Here is a 14,928-nt window from a genome sequence, read left to right as displayed (position 1 = left end):
AGCGCTCCCATGGCCGCACCCCAGCCCACGCCATTCCGCGTCGCAATCGAGCCCGCGGTCCTCGACGACCTGCGCGCACGCCTCGCCCGCACGCGCTGGCCCGACGAACCGGCGAACGTGCCCCCGTGGCAGGCCGGCACGAGCGTCGAGTACATGAAGCAGCTGGTCGACTACTGGCGCACCGGCTTCGACTGGCGCGTGCACGAGGCCGCGCTCAACGAGTTCCGGCAGTTCAAGGCGCGCGTGGGCGGCATCGACCTGCACTTCATCCACGAACCCGGCCGCGGGCCGGCGCCGATGCCGCTGCTGCTGTCGCACGGCTGGCCCGGCTCCGTCTTCGAGTTCCGGCGATTGATCCCGATGCTGACCGACCCGGCACGCTTCGGCGGTGACGAGCGCGACGCGTTCACCGTGGTCGCGCCTTCGCTGCCCGGCTACGGCTTCTCGTACCAGCCGGGGCAGGCGGCGTTCGGTGTCGAGGAAATAGCGGACACGTTCGCAGCGCTCATGACGGACGTGCTCGGCTACGAACGCTTCGCGGCGCAAGGTGGCGACTGGGGCGGCTTCATCACCACGCGCCTCGGCCACGCACACGCGAAGAAGCTATACGGCATCCACCTCAACCTGCTCGCGGTGCGGCGCGACGGCGAGATGCCGCAGACGGACGAGGCCGAGAAGCGCTATGCCGGCGAACTCGCGCACTTCCTGAAGGAGGAGACCGGCTACCAGTGGATCCAGGGCACGCGGCCGATCACGCTGGCGCATGGCCTGACCGATTCGCCGGCGGGCCTGGCCGCGTGGATCGTCGAGAAATTCCAGCGGTGGAGCGACAACGACGGCGACCCCGCGCATGCGGTGGGCCGCGACGAGATGCTCGCCAACATCACCTTGTACTGGGTGACCGGCGCGATCGGCTCGTCGTTCTGGCCGTACTACTGGCGTATGCACCGCGAGTGGCCGATCCCGCGCGGCGCGACCATCGATGTGCCGATGGGCTATTTAGAGTTCCCGAAGGAGATCCTGCGGCCGCCGCGCTCGCTGGCGCAGCGCACGTACTCGGACATCCGCCGGTGGACGGTGGCGCAACGCGGCGGCCACTTCGCGGCGATGGAGCAGCCCGAAGTGCTGGCGCACGAAATCCGCGAGTTCTTCCGGCCGCTGCGTTCGACATAAGATGCGCGCACCCGGAGGACCCGAAGCATGACCCAAGGCGCTTTCGAGCTGACTTACGCCAGCATGTACCAACCCCCGCAGGAGCTGCACGACGCGTTCGAAAGCGCGTTGAAGACGTTCGCAGCCGACGGTGCGCAGGAGCACCCCTTGTGGATCGCCGGAAAGCCCGTGCACACCGAAGAGCGCCTGGACAAGCGCAGCCCCGCCGACCTTGATACGACCATCGGCCGCTTCTCGGTGGCGTCACTGCGCGATGCCGATGCCGCCATGGCAGCTGCTACCGGCGCAGCACGCAGCTGGGGGCTGACGCCGTGGCGCGAGCGCGTGGCGATCATCCGCCGCGCGCAGCAACGCATCCAGGCCCGCATGTACGAGATCGCGGTGGCCGTCTCGCGCGAAGTCGGCAAGAACCGCGTGGAAGCGCTGGCGGAAGTCGCGGAGGTGGTGGACTTCTGCAAGATCTATTGCGCGCAGATGGAAGCGCACGAAGGCTTCGACCGTGTGCTGCCCTCGGACCCGGTGCCCGGCATGCACCTGACCAACCGCAGCGTGATGCGGCCCTACGGCGTGTGGGTGGTCATCGCGCCGTTCAACTACCCGTTCGCACTGGCCGCGGGCCCCTCGCTCGCCGCGCTGGTCGCCGGCAATGCGGTCGTGTTGAAAGGCTCATTGGCGACGCCGTGGTCAGGCGTGTTGTTGGCGGAATGCCTGCACGAGGCCGGCGTGCCTGCAGGTGTGTTCAACAACATCGTGGGCGACGGGCCGGGCATCGGCGCCGCGCTGGTCACCGACGACCGCACCGGTGGCGTCACGTTCACGGGCTCGCATGCGGTCGGGCGCGGCATCCTTGCGCACCAGGCGTCGCGCTTCATCCCGCGGCCCTGCATCACGGAGATGGGTGGCAAGAACTCCGCCATCGTGCTGCCGGGGGCTGACCTCGACGCGGCGGCAAAGGGTGTCGCGCGCTCGGCGTTCGGGATGGGCGGGCAGAAGTGCTCGGCGTTGTCGCGTGTGTTCGTGCACGAGGACATCGCCGACGACCTGATCGGGCGCGTTGCCGAATTCGTGAAGACGCTCGTCATCGGCGACCCGCTGGAGCGCGGCACCTTCGCCGGGCCGCTGGCCACCGAGAACGGTTACCGCAACTTCGGCCGCTATTGCGAACAGCTGGCGGGTTCGGCCCGCATCGTCATGGGCGGCCACAAGCCGGATATGCCCCGCCGGGGGCAGTACGTCGCCAACACGCTCGCCGAAGCCGACGCGTCGCACCCGCTGTGGAGCCAGGAGCTCTTCTGCCCGATCCTGCTGGTGGGCCGCGTCAAGTCGCGCGACGAGGCGATGCAACGCGCGAACGCGGTCCCTTATGGTTTGACCGCGGGCTTCTTCGGCGCCGAAGAAGACATCCCCTGGTTCATGGACAACATCGAGGCCGGTGTGACTTTCGCCAACCGCTCGCTCGGGGCGACCACCGGCGCGTGGCCGGGCTACCAGCCCTTCGGCGGCTGGAAAGCGTCCGGCAACACCGGCAAGGGGCTGGCTTCGTTCTACTACCTGCCGCAGTACATGCGCGAGCAATCGCGGACGATCGCGCGCGCGTCGTAGCCGGGGCCGGTTACTTCCCGAACATCCCCGTCACGCCCTGCCAGGCGCGTTTGAAGAAGTTGGCGCGCTCCACGTCGGCCTGCGCCACCAGCGGCGCTTCCGAAAGCTGTTTGCCGTTCGAGCTGGCGACGACCTTGCCGACGACGGCGCCCTTCGCGATGGGTGCTTCGAGGTCCGGCTTCAACTGCACCGCGGTCTCCACTTTCTGGCCGCGCGGCACGGTCACGGTCCACGGCGCGCCAAGCCCCGCGGCGACGGTGTCCACCGTGCCGTAGCGCACCTTCGCCGTGCCCACAGCCGTGTTCGGCTGCAGCGGCGTGGCCTTCTCGAAATTGCCGAAGCCCCAGTTGAGCAGCGTGCGCGTTTCGTCCGCACGAGCTTGCGCGCTGCTGGTGTTGAGGATGACCGTGATCAGGCGCATGCCGTTTCGCTTGGCCGAGGTGACGAGGCAGTAGCCCGCGTCTTCCGTGTGGCCGGTCTTGAGGCCGTCGACGCTGGGGTCCGTGTACAGCAGCGCATTGCGGTTGCCCTGCTTGATCTTGTTGAACGTGAAGTCGCGCTCGGCGTAGATCGGGTAGTACTTGGAGCTGTCGCGGATGATCGCGCGCGCGAGGATCGCGAGGTCGCGTGCCGACGCCTTGTGCGCGGGGTCGGGCAGGCCGGTGGCGTTGACGAAGTTCGTTTTCGTCATGCCCAGGCGCTTGGCCTCGGCGTTCATCATCTTCGCGAAGCCTTCTTCGGTGCCGCCCAGGTGCTCGGCAAGGGCCTTGGAGGCGTCGTTGCCGGACTGGATGATGACGCCGCGCAGCATGTCGATGACGGTGGCCTGGCTGTTCAGCGGCAGGTACATGCACGACTCCGTGCTGGAGCCGCGGCACCACGCGTACTGGCTGACGGAGACGAGGTCGTTCTCCTTGAGCTTGCCGGACTTGAGCGCCTGCTCGACGAGGTAGCTCGTCATCATCTTGGTGAGCGACGCGGGGGGCAGCGGCTCGTCGGGGTTGGACGAGGCCAGCACCTCGCCGGAGTCGAAGTCCATCACCAGCCAGGCTTTGGCAGGCAGCACCGGCACGCCGCCGACGATGCCCGTGGTGGGTGCTGTCGCCGATGAGGATGCGGTGGTGGCGGGTTTCTGCGCGGCCTTCTTGGCGGCGAACGAGGGAGTGCCGGCGAGGAGCGCGGCGGCGGCGAAGGCAATGATGAGGAAGTGCTTTGTTCTCATGGTCTGACGGAAGTCCACCGAGCATTGTCGCGGAACGCGCGTGGCCCGGGGGCAGAATGGGCCGGATGAGGAATTTGCCGACGTGAAGACGACCTTCCGCTCGCTAGCCAATTACAACTACAGGCTTTGGGCCGCGGGTGCGTTCATCTCGAACATCGGCACGTGGATGCAGCGCACGGCGCAGGACTGGATCGTGCTGACCGAGCTGACGCAGCACGACGCTACGGCCGTAGGCATCGTGATGAGCCTGCAGTTCGGGCCGCAGTTCCTGCTGCTGCCGCTGACGGGGGCGGTGGCGGACCGGTACGACCGGCGACGGGTGCTGTTCTTCACGCAGTCGGCCATGGGGTTGCTGGCGCTGGGGCTGGGTGTCCTCACGCTTACAGGTGCGGTCGAGCTGTGGCATGTGTACCTGTTCGCGCTGCTGCTGGGCTGCACCACGGCGTTCGATTCGCCGACGCGGCAGAGCTTTGTGTCGGAGCTGGTGGGGGACGCGCACCTGTCGAATGCGGTTGCGCTGAATTCGACGTCGTTCAATGCGGGGCGGCTGGTGGGGCCTGCGGTGGCGGGGGTGTTGATTGCGTGGGTGGGGAGTGGGTGGGTGTTTGTGCTGAATGCGCTCTCGTTTGCGGGGGTGCTGGCGGCGCTTGTGTATTTGCGGCCTGCGGAGTTTCACCCTCGCGCTTCAACTGGTGTGCAAAGCAGCGGCCTGATGGATGGTCTGCGGCACGTGTGGGCACGCGGCGAGCTGCGCACGGTGCTGTTCATGTTTTTCCTGATCGGGACGTTCGGGTTGAACTTTCCGATCTACATCTCGACGATGGCTGTGTCGGTGTTTGCTGTGGGGGCGCGCGAGTTCGGGTTGTTGACTTCGTCGATGGCGGTGGGGTCGGTGACGGGTGCGCTGCTCTCGGCGGGGCGCGACAAGCCGCGAATGGGGTTGCTGGTGGGGGCTGCGGTGGCGTTTGGTGTGGCACTGCTTACGGCGGCGGCGATGCCGACTTATCGATGGTTTGCGGTGGCGCTGTTCTTTGCGGGGTTGTCGACGCAGACGTTTACGACGACGGCGCATAGCGCGGCGCAGTTGTGGAGTGACCCGTTCCTGCGTGGGCGGGTGATTGCGCTTGTACTGGCGGTGTCGGCGGGTGGCACGCCGCTGGGGGCGCCGTTGATTGGGTTGGTGGCGAATCGGTTGGGGGCGCGGTGGGCGCTGGTGGCGGGGGCGATGTCGGGGCTTGTGGCGGCGGCGGTGGGGGCGGTGGTGCTGGTGAGGCGCAGGAGGACGGCCAATCTACCTTGAAAATCCCCCATGCCATGATGGATTTTCAAGGTGAAGGCTTGTACCATTCGCGGATGCACATCGAGCGAACCTCGCTGCTGGGGAGCATCCAGCAGCGCCTGCGCACCTTCCGGGCGGTCGAACTGGTCGGCCCGCGACAGGTGGGCAAGACCACGCTGGCCCGCGCCTTTCTGGCGCCGGACTCGCCGAACTACTTCGACCTCGAGAACCCTCTCATGCGCTCGCGGCTGGAGAGCGCGCCCATGGAGGTGCTGCAGAACCTGGAAGGGCTGGTGGTCGTCGACGAGATCCAGCACCTGCCGCGCCTGACCGAGCTGCTCCGCTACCTGATCGACCGGCCCACGCACATCGATCGGCCGGGGCAGTACCTGTTGCTCGGTAGTGCGTCGCCTCGCGCGATGCATCCGACCGAGTCGCTCCTGGGCCGCGTTTCGCTGCTGGAGATCGGCGGGTTCACCATCGACGAGATCGGCGTCGACAGCGAGGCAGTCAACCGCCTGTGGCTACGCGGCGGATTCCCCAACTCGTACCTCGCCGAGAGCGACGAGACGAGCTGGACGTGGCGGTCCGATGCGATCAACAGGTACATCTACACGGACCTGCCCCAGCTTGGCGTGAACGTCCCCGCGCCGATGATGACGCGCTTCTGGCAGTTCCTCGCCCACTACCACGGCCAGACGTGGAACGGCGCGGAGCTGGCACGCTCGCTCGGTGTAGGCGAGATGACAGTGCGGCGCTATCTCGACCACCTCACGCAGACCTTCATGATCCGGCAGCTGCCGCCTTGGCACGAGAACCTGGGCAAGCGGCAGGTGAAGGCGCCGAAGATCTATTTCCGCGACTCGGGGCTGCTGCATTTCCTGCTCGACGTGCGCACCTTTCCGCAGCTTCTGACGCACGGGCGTGTTGGCGCCAGCTGGGAAGGGTTCGCGATCGAGCAGGTGTTGAGGCTTGCGCAGCCGCACCAGGCGTATTTCTGGGCGACGCATGCCGGCGCCGAGCTCGACCTGCTGCTGGTGCAGGGTGACCGGCGCATCGGTGTCGAGATCAAGTACACGGACCAGCCGCGCGTGACGGCTTCCATGCAGATCGCGATGGAGGACTTGAAGCTTGAGAGGCTGTACGTCGTGTACCCGGGGCTGCATCGCTTTGCGCTTGCGCAGAAGATCGAGGCTGTGCCGCTGTGGGCGCTGCTACCAGCAAGGGCTTGATTCATGGCGCAAGGCAAACGCATTTCCGTTGATATCGACGAAACCGCGTTGGCGACGATCGCGCAACTTGGTGCTGCCGCGAAGGAGGCGAGACTTGCAGCCGGTGAGGGGCAGGCGGTTGCGGCAGCGCGGCTGGGTGTTCATGTGCAGACGATCGCGCGGATCGAGCGGGGTGAGCCGGGCGTGGCCGTTGGACATGTCCTTGGCATGCTGGCGCTGTATGGGGTGTCGGTGAAGGTTGGGGGTGGGTGAGGCTCGCGCCTACTGCATTTCGCCGGAAGCGTCACCTGTCAGACATGACAAGGGTGAGTGGGTGCCGGGCTGGTTCCCGGCTCAATTGACCTTGCCCGGCAGCGGTCGCGCTGGCAGACTTGGCCGATGTCGCCAGCTGCCTGTTGCCGGATATCACTTCCTGGTTTGGCGGAGCTGAATAAGAGTTGAAGACGATGAAAGTGGAATTGAAACAACGGCTTCCAGCGCGGGGGCGGTTGGCCTTATCCGGCAGCTGCGGCATAACAGTTTTGGAATTGCGGTCCACAAAACGTTAGCCCGCATTGAGAGCCACCATGACGAATGAGACAAAGTGGTACGTTGCCGCGTTAGTAGCATCGGGCCTCGCCGTTCTATTTGGATTTTGGCTCCGCAGAGGGGGACACACAATGTCAAGCAATCAAATCGCCGCAGGTGGAGCGAGCGAAGTGCGTTGGCCACCGCTCGAAGCGGTCTAACAGGTCGTTCGACACCAACGCGGAGCTTGCATCGCTTTAGTGGACACTCTTGATTAGCGTGGAGAGTGGCCAATGCACAGGGGAAAAGCGCATCAGCGTTAGCGGTCTTGCCAGTACCCTGGCTTCCGCCTCTGGTGAGCTATCGCGAGCACAGTGACCGCAGCACCATCGATGTCATACCGAATCGTGTACGGAAACCTCTTGAGGTGATAGAAGTGAACGCCATCTTCGTCCACGGGCCAGTTGCATGCGTTGTCTTCGAGGCCATCAATGGCTTCGGTCACCTCAGTGGCGAACCCATCTGCGATGAGCGGACTTCTCTCGAAGTACCAAAGGAAGGCATCACGCATCTCGCCCTCGGCGTCCGGAAGGACGGTAACCGAGAACCGGCTCACTGCGCGCGGAAACGCTGCTTTACTTCTGCCCAGGGAGTGGCGCGGACGCGGCCGGAATGGAGTTCCTCGCGCCGGCGCCTGATTTCGGCGCGCCAAGCGTCAGACACTGCGCTGCTGTCGGCGTTTTCGAGGCTTTCGAGCAATGCCACAGCGACCGCCGATCGCTCGTCGGCGGGGAGAGCCAGAACCTCATCCAGGACGTGGTCTACACGCGCATTCATGGTGCCAGTCTAGCACCGTACAAGCCAAAAGCTCTACTGCTTCTTGACGTTACTGCTCACCGCCACACTCACCACATCCCCCGTCTCCACCCCATCCGGCGGACTCTCGATCACCCGATCCGTCGCCTGCAACCCCGACGCAATCTCGATCGTCGTCCCCAGGTCGCGCAGCACCGTCACCGGCTTCAACACCACCTTGTTGTCCGCCCCCACAGTCGCCACCCGCAACCCCGCCTTGTTGAAAATCAGCGCACTCGGCGGAATGCTCAGCGTGCCCGCCGCGCGCGGCAACGCAAAGCTCACATTCGCAAAACTCCCCGGCAGCAACTCCCCCGCCGGGTTCTCCACGGTCAGCTGCACCAGCATGCTGCCGGACGACGCCGTGATCGCATTCGACATCGAGGCCACAGTCGCCGCGTATTGCTTGTCCGCACGCTCCGGCACCGTCAGCTCGGCCCGCGCCCCGGGCTTCAGCTGCGCCACCAGGTTCTGCGGCACGTTCACATAGACACGCAGCTTGCGCGTGTCGGACACCACGAACAGCTCCGTCCCCGGCGCCCCGCCCACATTGATCAGCGCACCCACATCGGTGTTGCGCGCCGTCACCACCCCATCGAACGGCGCCACGATGCGCGTGAACCGCTTCAACGCCAGGTTGCGCTCGACGTTCGCACTCGCCGCCCGCACCGCCGATTGCTTCGCAGTCAGGTCCCCCAGCTTCTCATCCACCGCCTGCCGCGCCACCATCCCGCTCGCCAGCAAGTCCTGCCAGCGCTTCGCGGTGTTCGCCGATAGCTCCGCATTCGCGCGTGCAGTCGCGAGCTCCGCCTGCGCCTGCAGCAACTGCTGGTCCAGCTCAGGCGTCTCGATCTCGGCGAGCAGCTGCCCCGCCTTCACCGCCGTGCCGATGTCCGCCTTCCAGCTCTTGAGATACCCACTCACGCGCGCGTAGAGCGGCGCACGCGCCCACGCCTCGATGCGCGCCGGCAGCTCGATGGCCGCTGTCTCACCCGCAGAAGCCGGCGAGATAACCACGACCGTGCGCGTCACCTGCGCCGCCGCACGCTCGTTCAACTTCGCAGCCTGCGAGCGCCGCGCCGCAACACCCACAACCACCACAACCGCCGCAGCAACAAGCAGCACACCCCCAGCCACCCACAGGGTGCGCCGAGACGGCCGGTTCACGGTTTCAGGCGCCATGGGGTACTTCTCCGGTGGTCACCGCGCCAGCCGCTTCACGCCGGCGGTCGTTCGCATGCACGAGGCTGAACACGACGGGCACGAACACGAGCGTCGCCACCGTCGCGAAGAACAGCCCACCGATCACCGCGCGGCCCAGCGGCGCATTCTGCTCGCCGCCTTCGCCCAAGCCCAGCGCCATCGGCAGCATGCCGATGATCATCGCCAGCGCCGTCATCAGCACGGGGCGGAAGCGCACGAAACCCGCTTCCAGCGCCGCCGCGAACGCATCGCCCGTGTGGTCCAGCCGCTCGCGCGCAAAGCTGATCACGAGCACGCTGTTCGCCGTGGCCACGCCCATGCACATGATCGCGCCGGTGAGCGCGGGCACCGACAGCGTCGTGCCGGTGGCGAACAGCATCCACACGATGCCGGCCAGCGCAGCGGGCAGGGCGGTGATGATCACGAACGGGTCGCGCCAGCTCTGGAAGTTCACCACGATCAGCAAGTAGATCAGCACGATGGCACCGAGCAGCCCATACAGCAGCCCGGAGAACGCCGTCTCCATCGTCCGCACCTGCCCGAGCAGCACCACGCTCGAGCCCTTGGGCACGTCGGCCGTGTTGTCGGCGATTACCTTGCGGATGTCCTCCGCCACGGCGCCGAGGTCGCGGTCCTGCGTTGTCGCATTGATCTGCACCATGGTCTGGATGTCGTACTGGCTCACCACCGCGTTGCCGCTGGACCGCGTGAAGGTCGCCAGCCCGCCCAGCACCTGCGTGCTGCCACCGCCCGCGCTGGTGACGGGCAGGTTGCCCAGCGCCGCCAGCGAATTCAGCTCGTACTGCGGCGTCTGCATCACGATCGAATAAGAGATGCCGTTGTCCGGGTTGAGCCAGTAGGTGGGCGCCACCTGGCTGCTGCCGGCCAAACTCACGACCAGGCTGTTGGTGACGTCGCGCGTGGTCAACCCCAGGTCCTGCGCGCGCGAGCGGTCCACGTCCACCGCAAATACCGGTGCCTTGTTGGACTGCTGGATGCGCGCATCGGCCACGCCCGGCACGGCGCGGATCGCCTTGAGCATCTTGTTGGCATACGCGTAGTTCGCTTCGAGGTTGCCGCCGCGGATCTGCAGGTCGATGGGCGCGGGCGCGCCGAAGTTCAGGATCTGGCTCACGATGTCCGCGGGCGGGAAGGAGAACACCGTGTCCGGGAACTCGCGCGGCAGCACCTCGCGCAGCTGGCGCACGTAGTCCGCGGTGGGCTTGTGGCCCTTGCGCAGCGCGATCTGCACGTCGCCGTCGGCCGTGCCGATCACGCCCGTGTTGTTGTAGGTGAGGTTGATGCTGCTGGGCGGCAGGCCGATCACGTCCACCAGCGTCGCGATCTCCTCGCTCGGGATCACGCGGCGGATGGCCCGCTCGATGCGCGCGAAGCGCACCGCCGTCTCCTCCACGCGCGTGCCCACCGGCACGCGCGCATGCATGAGGATCTGGCCGCTGTCCACTGCAGGGAAGAAATTGCGGCCCAGCATCGGCACGAGCGCGAAGGAGAGCACGACCACCGCCATGAAACCGGCCACGAAGCGCCAGCGCGCGTCTAGCGCCGCGCGAAGCACGCCCTTGTAGCCTTCGCGCAGGCGCTCGAAGCGCTCCTCGAATCGCCGCTGGAAGCGCACCAGCGGGTTGCGCGACGCCACCGGCTCCGCGCCTTCACCCGTGTGCGGCGCATGCGGGTGCAGCAAGTACTTGGCCATCGTGGGCACCAGCGTGCGCGAGAGGATGAACGAGCACACCATCGCGAACATCACCGCCTCGGCCATCGGCACGAAGAGGAACCCCGCCACCCCCGGCAAAAAGAACATCGGCACGAACACGATGCAGATGCACAGCAGCGACACGAAGGCCGGCGTGACGATCTGCGCCGCGCCGTCCATGATGGCCGTCTCCACGTCCTTGCCGTGCTCGAGGTGCCAGTTGATGTTCTCGATGGTCACGGTGGCGTCGTCCACCAATATGCCCACGGCGAGCGCGAGGCCGCCCAGCGTCATGATGTTGAGCGTCTCGCCCATCGCAGCCAGCGCGATGATCGAGCCCAGCACCGACAGCGGGATGGATACCGCGATGATCACCGTGGAGCGCCAGCTGCCGAGGAACAGCAGGATCATCAGGCTGGTGAGCGCCGCGGCCAGCAGGCCTTCCAATGCCACGCCTGTGACGGCCGCCCGCACGAAGATCGACTGGTCATTGATCGGCGCCACCGTCAGCGCCTCCGGCAGCGCGGACTTGATCTGCTCCAGCTTCGCCCGTACGCCCGCCACGATGTCCAGCGTGCTCGCCGCGCCGATCTTCAGCACCGACATCACCACCGAGCGCCCGCCGTCCACGTGCACGATGCTGGTCTGCGGCGAGTTGCCGTCGTGCACGTTGGCCACGTCGCGGATGTAGATGGTGGTGCCGTTGACCACCTTCACCGGCAGGTTGCCCAGCTCCGCGATCGCCGAGGGCGCACTGTTGAGCTGCAGCACGTACTCCAGGCTGCCGATCTTCTGGTTGCCGATGGGCAGCAGCAGGTTCTGCGCGGCGAGGGCCTGCGCCACGTCCTGTCCGGACAGGCCGCGCGCCTGCATCGCGGCGTTGTCCAGGTCGATCTGCACGATGCGCTGCTTGCCGCCGTAGGGGAAGGGGATGGCCGCGCCCTTCACCGTCACCAGAGGCGTGCGCACGGAGGTGACGCCCAGGTCGAACAGCGCCTGCTCCGACAGGCCCTTGCCCGCGAGCGCCAGCTGCAGGATGGGCACTGTCGCCGCGTTGTAGTTCAGGATGAGCGGCGGCGTGGTGCCTGCGGGCATCTGCCGCACGGCCACCTGCGCGATGGCCGTCACCTGCGCGTTCGCCACCGCCACGTTCACGCCCGGCTGGAAGAAAACCTTCACGATGCTGACGCCCGGATACGACGTTGCCTCGATGTGCTCGATGTCGTTGACGGTCGTCGTCAGCCCGCGTTGGAAACCGGTTGCGATGCGCCCGGCCATCTGCTCCGGTGGCAGGCCCGTGTACTGCCAGGCCACCGCGATGACGGGGATGCGGATCTCCGGGAAGATGTCCGTCGGCATGCGCAGCGCAGCGAGCGGGCCGATGATGACCAGCAGGATGGCGAGGACGACGAAGGTGTAGGGCCGGCGCAGGGCAGTGCGCACGGTGCCGATCAGCATGTGTGCATGCTACCTGCGCGCCTGCTGATGCTGAACTTGGTTTCTACTGAACACTTAGGTTGCCACGCAGGTAAACAGGGCTTTACAAAAGCGACGCGCAAGCTGAACGCTTTGGTGGAACACTTCGTGCATTGCGGAGGTTGCCATGAAAAAGAAGATGACGATGTGGGCTCCCGTCGCCGGCTGGTTCGCGGTTGCCGCGGTCGCGGTCGGTTTCGCATTCGCCATGCCGCGCCATGCGGAGGGCATCGGCAAGGTGCCGCCGCTCGCGGCGAAGCGGCTGGACCAGCAGCAGGTGCAGTTGCCGCAGCAGCTGCCCGCGAGCCGCACCCTCGCCCTCGTCGTCTTCAGCAAGGAGCAGCGCGCCGAGGTGCAAAGCTGGATCGACGGCCTGCGCCTGCAGCAGGGCGGCATCGCATGGCTCAAGATGCCCATCCTCAGCGACCCCGGCGACGCCGCGCGCCGCACCGAGATCGAGCAGCGCTACATGGCGCGACACGCTTCCACGGCAGACCGCACCCGGCTGGTGCCTGTGTTCACCGACCGTGACGCCTTCATCCGCGCTGTCGGCCTGTCGGGCGCCGAGCACGCCTCGGTTCTCGTGCTGGACCGTGCGGGCAACGTGCTGGCTCGCGTCGAAGGCGCCTTCGACGAGGACAAGGCGCAGGCGCTGCGCGAAACCGTGCTGGCGCAAGGCGATTGAAGCCGGCGCGAGTGCATCCCCTCGCGCCCGGTCTCCACTGGTTGCAGCAGCTTGAAGAGCGGGCGCAGCGCGCCCCGTTGCGGCCGCGGGTGCCGCTTGTGTGGCGGGGTGCCGCCATCGGCTCGGCCGAGCCGCCGGTGCTGCAGGTGCTGAAGCTTTCGCAGGTCGTCGAGCGCGGCGGCGCTTTCGAGATCGAGGGCGAACTTGGCGCGTCGCTTGCAGCCATCGCTGAGGCTCTGCGCGACCACGGCTACATCCGCGCGTGGCGCAACGAACAGCTTGCCGTGCGGGACGCATCGGGCACGTTGCTAGCCACGGTCGAACGCGGCGCGGTCCGCCTGCTCGGCATCGCCACCCAAGCCGTCCATCTCCTTGGCTTCAGCGCCGATGGCGACCACTGGGTGCAGCAGCGCTCCTACGACAAGCCCGACGACCCCGGCCTGTGGGACACGCTCATGGGCGGCATGGTGGGCGCGTCGGAGTCGGTGCAGGACACGCTGGAGCGTGAGACGTGGGAAGAGGCGGGCCTCAAGCTCTCTCAGCTGGAGTCGCTCGTGCCCGGCGGTGAAGTCGTCACGCGCCGCCCGAGCGCCAACGTGCCGCACGGCTATGTCGACGAGAAGCTCGTCTTCTACCGCTGCGTGCTGCCCGAAGGCGTGGAGCCGTCCAACATGGACGGCGAAGTGGCCCAGTTCCGGCGCATGTCCCCCGCCGAGGTGCGCGAGCGGCTGGAGCGGCTGGAGTTCACGATCGATGCGTCGTTGATGCTGGTGCAGCCGTAGTCACTGGCCGGCGAGTTCGCGCCAGCCGAGGACACGGCAACCCTCGCGGTCGAACCGCCCTTCGCCCCCATAGACGATGGCGGGCGGCAGTACTTCTTCACCGGCAAACGATGCCCACTTGCGCGCCGCCGCCGGCCAGTCGGCCGCGAACGTCGTACCGGACTTGATCTCGATCGCCTGCAGGCCTGCGGGCGTGTCGAAAAGCACATCGACCTCGTGGCCCACGTTGTCCCGCCAGAAGAAGATGTCGGTCGGGCGACCTTGGTTCCAGGTGTGCTTCAGCAATTCGGCGACAACCCAGGTCTCGAACAATGCACCACGCGCAGGGTGCGTGACCAGCGCCCCCGGGCTGTCGACGCCGAGCAACCAAGCCGCGAGCCCGCTGTCAGTGAAATACAGCTTTGGTGTCTTGACCAGCCGCTTGCCGAAGTTGCGGTGGTACGGGCGCAGCAGGACAACCAGGTAGCTTGCCTCCAGCACCGAGAGCCAGTGCCGGGCCGTTACCGCCGTGATGCCGCAGTCGGCGCCCAAGGATGCGAGGTTCAGCAACTGCCCGCTGCGGGCGGCGCACATGCGCACGAACTTCTGGAACTGAGCGAGGTCACGCACGGCGACCAACTGGCGCACGTCACGTTCGACATAGGTGGCGACGTAATTGGCGAACCAGTCGGCAGGGCCGATGTCACGGTCGTAGAGGGCCGGGAATGCGCCACGCCACATCGCTTCCTCGACCGACGAGGCCAGAAGGCCGGCCGGGCCCAGCTCGGAGGCGGCAAGCGGGAGCAGCTCGATCCGCCCGACACGTCCCGCAAGCGTCTGGGTGATGCCCGCCATCAGGTCGAACTGGTGCGATCCGGTGAGCACGAACTCCCCCATGCGCCGGTTCTCGTCGACAACGCCCTGCAGCCACGAGAAGATCTCCGGATGGCGTTGCACCTCGTCGAGGATGGCGCCCTGCGGGAAGCGCGCCAGGAACCCGCGCATGTCTCGCAGCGCGAATTCCCGCTCCACGGGGTTCTCCAGCGAAACGTACGGCTTGCCGGGGAACGCCGACCGCGCAAGTGTTGTCTTGCCCGACTGGCGCGGCCCGGTCAGGGCCACGACCGGGAAGCCGCGTGCAAGGCGCAAGAGGGATGGTTCTGCCTGTCGAGGAATCACCTTACAAATCGAAAATTGAACTTTCGATCTGTAATTGTAG

Annotated in this window: 13 protein-coding genes; 7 read left to right on the top strand and 6 right to left on the bottom strand. The window is 66.6% G+C overall.

Annotated features, from left to right (window positions below; all coding sequences use genetic code 11):
• Positions 1-9 precede the first annotated feature (9 nt).
• Together H8R02_RS27245 and H8R02_RS27240 are read left to right on the top strand one after the other, a co-directional pair.
• Positions 10-1,173, top strand: coding sequence for an epoxide hydrolase family protein (locus tag H8R02_RS27245; protein ID WP_187084696.1), 1,164 nt, complete (start codon positions 10-12; stop codon positions 1,171-1,173).
• 27 nt (positions 1,174-1,200) lie between these two features.
• Positions 1,201-2,775: an aldehyde dehydrogenase family protein gene (locus H8R02_RS27240; RefSeq protein WP_187084694.1), complete on the top strand. Its 1,575-nt coding sequence runs from the start codon at positions 1,201-1,203 to the stop codon at positions 2,773-2,775.
• A gap of 10 nt (positions 2,776-2,785) precedes the next feature.
• Here the strand turns inward: H8R02_RS27240 and H8R02_RS27235 are convergent, their stop codons facing one another.
• Positions 2,786-3,997, bottom strand: a complete 1,212-nt coding sequence (locus H8R02_RS27235; RefSeq protein WP_187084692.1) for a D-alanyl-D-alanine carboxypeptidase family protein — start codon at positions 3,995-3,997, stop codon at positions 2,786-2,788.
• A gap of 82 nt (positions 3,998-4,079) precedes the next feature.
• Between H8R02_RS27235 and H8R02_RS27230 the strand changes: the two genes are divergently transcribed.
• The 3 genes from H8R02_RS27230 to H8R02_RS27220 are packed head-to-tail and all read left to right on the top strand — an operon-like array spanning position 4,080 to position 6,760.
• Positions 4,080-5,297, top strand: a complete 1,218-nt coding sequence (locus tag H8R02_RS27230) for an MFS transporter (RefSeq protein ID WP_187084690.1) — start codon at positions 4,080-4,082, stop codon at positions 5,295-5,297.
• A 53-nt stretch (positions 5,298-5,350) separates the two neighbouring features.
• Entirely contained in the window at positions 5,351-6,508 is a 1,158-nt protein-coding gene (locus H8R02_RS27225) for an ATP-binding protein (RefSeq protein ID WP_187084688.1), read from the top strand.
• 3 nt (positions 6,509-6,511) lie between these two features.
• Positions 6,512-6,760 (top strand): helix-turn-helix domain-containing protein, encoded by a 249-nt coding sequence (locus tag H8R02_RS27220; RefSeq protein WP_187084686.1) that lies wholly within the window; start codon positions 6,512-6,514, stop codon positions 6,758-6,760.
• Between the two features lie 574 nt (positions 6,761-7,334).
• On the opposite strand, the gene H8R02_RS27215 is transcribed toward H8R02_RS27220, so the two are convergent.
• Genes H8R02_RS27215 through H8R02_RS27200 form a run of 4 tightly spaced genes read right to left on the bottom strand, consistent with a single transcriptional unit; the run spans position 7,335 to position 12,242 of the window.
• The gene (locus tag H8R02_RS27215; protein ID WP_187084683.1) at positions 7,335-7,631 is read right to left on the bottom strand and encodes a type II toxin-antitoxin system RelE/ParE family toxin; all 297 of its coding nucleotides are present in this window, start codon (positions 7,629-7,631) and stop codon (positions 7,335-7,337) included.
• Entirely contained in the window at positions 7,628-7,852 is a 225-nt protein-coding gene (locus tag H8R02_RS27210; RefSeq protein WP_187084681.1) for an addiction module protein, read from the bottom strand. The genes H8R02_RS27215 and H8R02_RS27210 overlap by 4 nt, the downstream gene beginning before the upstream one ends.
• Before the next feature lie 33 nt (positions 7,853-7,885).
• On the bottom strand, positions 7,886-9,052 hold the full coding sequence (locus H8R02_RS27205) for an efflux RND transporter periplasmic adaptor subunit (RefSeq protein ID WP_187084679.1): 1,167 nt from the start codon (positions 9,050-9,052) through the stop codon (positions 7,886-7,888).
• Positions 9,042-12,242: an efflux RND transporter permease subunit gene (locus H8R02_RS27200; RefSeq protein ID WP_187084784.1), complete on the bottom strand. Its 3,201-nt coding sequence runs from the start codon at positions 12,240-12,242 to the stop codon at positions 9,042-9,044. The genes H8R02_RS27205 and H8R02_RS27200 overlap by 11 nt, the downstream gene beginning before the upstream one ends.
• Positions 12,243-12,390: 148 nt before the next feature.
• Here H8R02_RS27200 and H8R02_RS27195 point away from each other — a divergent pair, with 148 nt between their 5' ends.
• The gene (locus H8R02_RS27195; protein ID WP_187084677.1) at positions 12,391-12,948 is read left to right on the top strand and encodes a hypothetical protein; all 558 of its coding nucleotides are present in this window, start codon (positions 12,391-12,393) and stop codon (positions 12,946-12,948) included.
• Positions 12,949-13,046: 98 nt separating this feature from the next.
• Positions 13,047-13,730, top strand: coding sequence for an NUDIX hydrolase (locus H8R02_RS27190; protein ID WP_354004983.1), 684 nt, complete (start codon positions 13,047-13,049; stop codon positions 13,728-13,730).
• Here H8R02_RS27190 and H8R02_RS27185 read toward each other — a convergent pair whose 3' ends face one another.
• Positions 13,731-14,831 (bottom strand): ATP-binding protein, encoded by a 1,101-nt coding sequence (locus H8R02_RS27185; protein WP_354004984.1) that lies wholly within the window; start codon positions 14,829-14,831, stop codon positions 13,731-13,733.
• Between the last annotated feature and the right edge of the window lie 97 nt (positions 14,832-14,928).

This window comes from Ramlibacter albus, from assembly GCF_014297445.1.
Taxonomy (GTDB): Bacteria; Pseudomonadota; Gammaproteobacteria; order Burkholderiales; family Burkholderiaceae_C; genus Ramlibacter; species Ramlibacter albus.
This window is presented reverse-complemented; position numbering and strand designations above follow the sequence as displayed.

Excerpts from the sequence above, each read along its gene's own strand:
- H8R02_RS27195 (WP_187084677.1), top strand. The coding sequence starts at position 12,391 with ATGAAAAAGAAGATGACGATGTGGGCTCCCGTCGCCGGCTGGTTCGCG.
- H8R02_RS27220 (WP_187084686.1), top strand. The coding sequence starts at position 6,512 with ATGGCGCAAGGCAAACGCATTTCCGTTGATATCGACGAAACCGCGTTG.
- H8R02_RS27210 (WP_187084681.1), bottom strand. The coding sequence starts at position 7,852 with ATGAATGCGCGTGTAGACCACGTCCTGGATGAGGTTCTGGCTCTCCCC.
- H8R02_RS27240 (WP_187084694.1), top strand. The coding sequence starts at position 1,201 with ATGACCCAAGGCGCTTTCGAGCTGACTTACGCCAGCATGTACCAACCC.
- H8R02_RS27235 (WP_187084692.1), bottom strand. The coding sequence starts at position 3,997 with ATGAGAACAAAGCACTTCCTCATCATTGCCTTCGCCGCCGCCGCGCTC.
- H8R02_RS27245 (WP_187084696.1), top strand. The coding sequence starts at position 10 with ATGGCCGCACCCCAGCCCACGCCATTCCGCGTCGCAATCGAGCCCGCG.
- H8R02_RS27225 (WP_187084688.1), top strand. The coding sequence starts at position 5,351 with ATGCACATCGAGCGAACCTCGCTGCTGGGGAGCATCCAGCAGCGCCTG.
- H8R02_RS27205 (WP_187084679.1), bottom strand. The coding sequence starts at position 9,052 with ATGGCGCCTGAAACCGTGAACCGGCCGTCTCGGCGCACCCTGTGGGTG.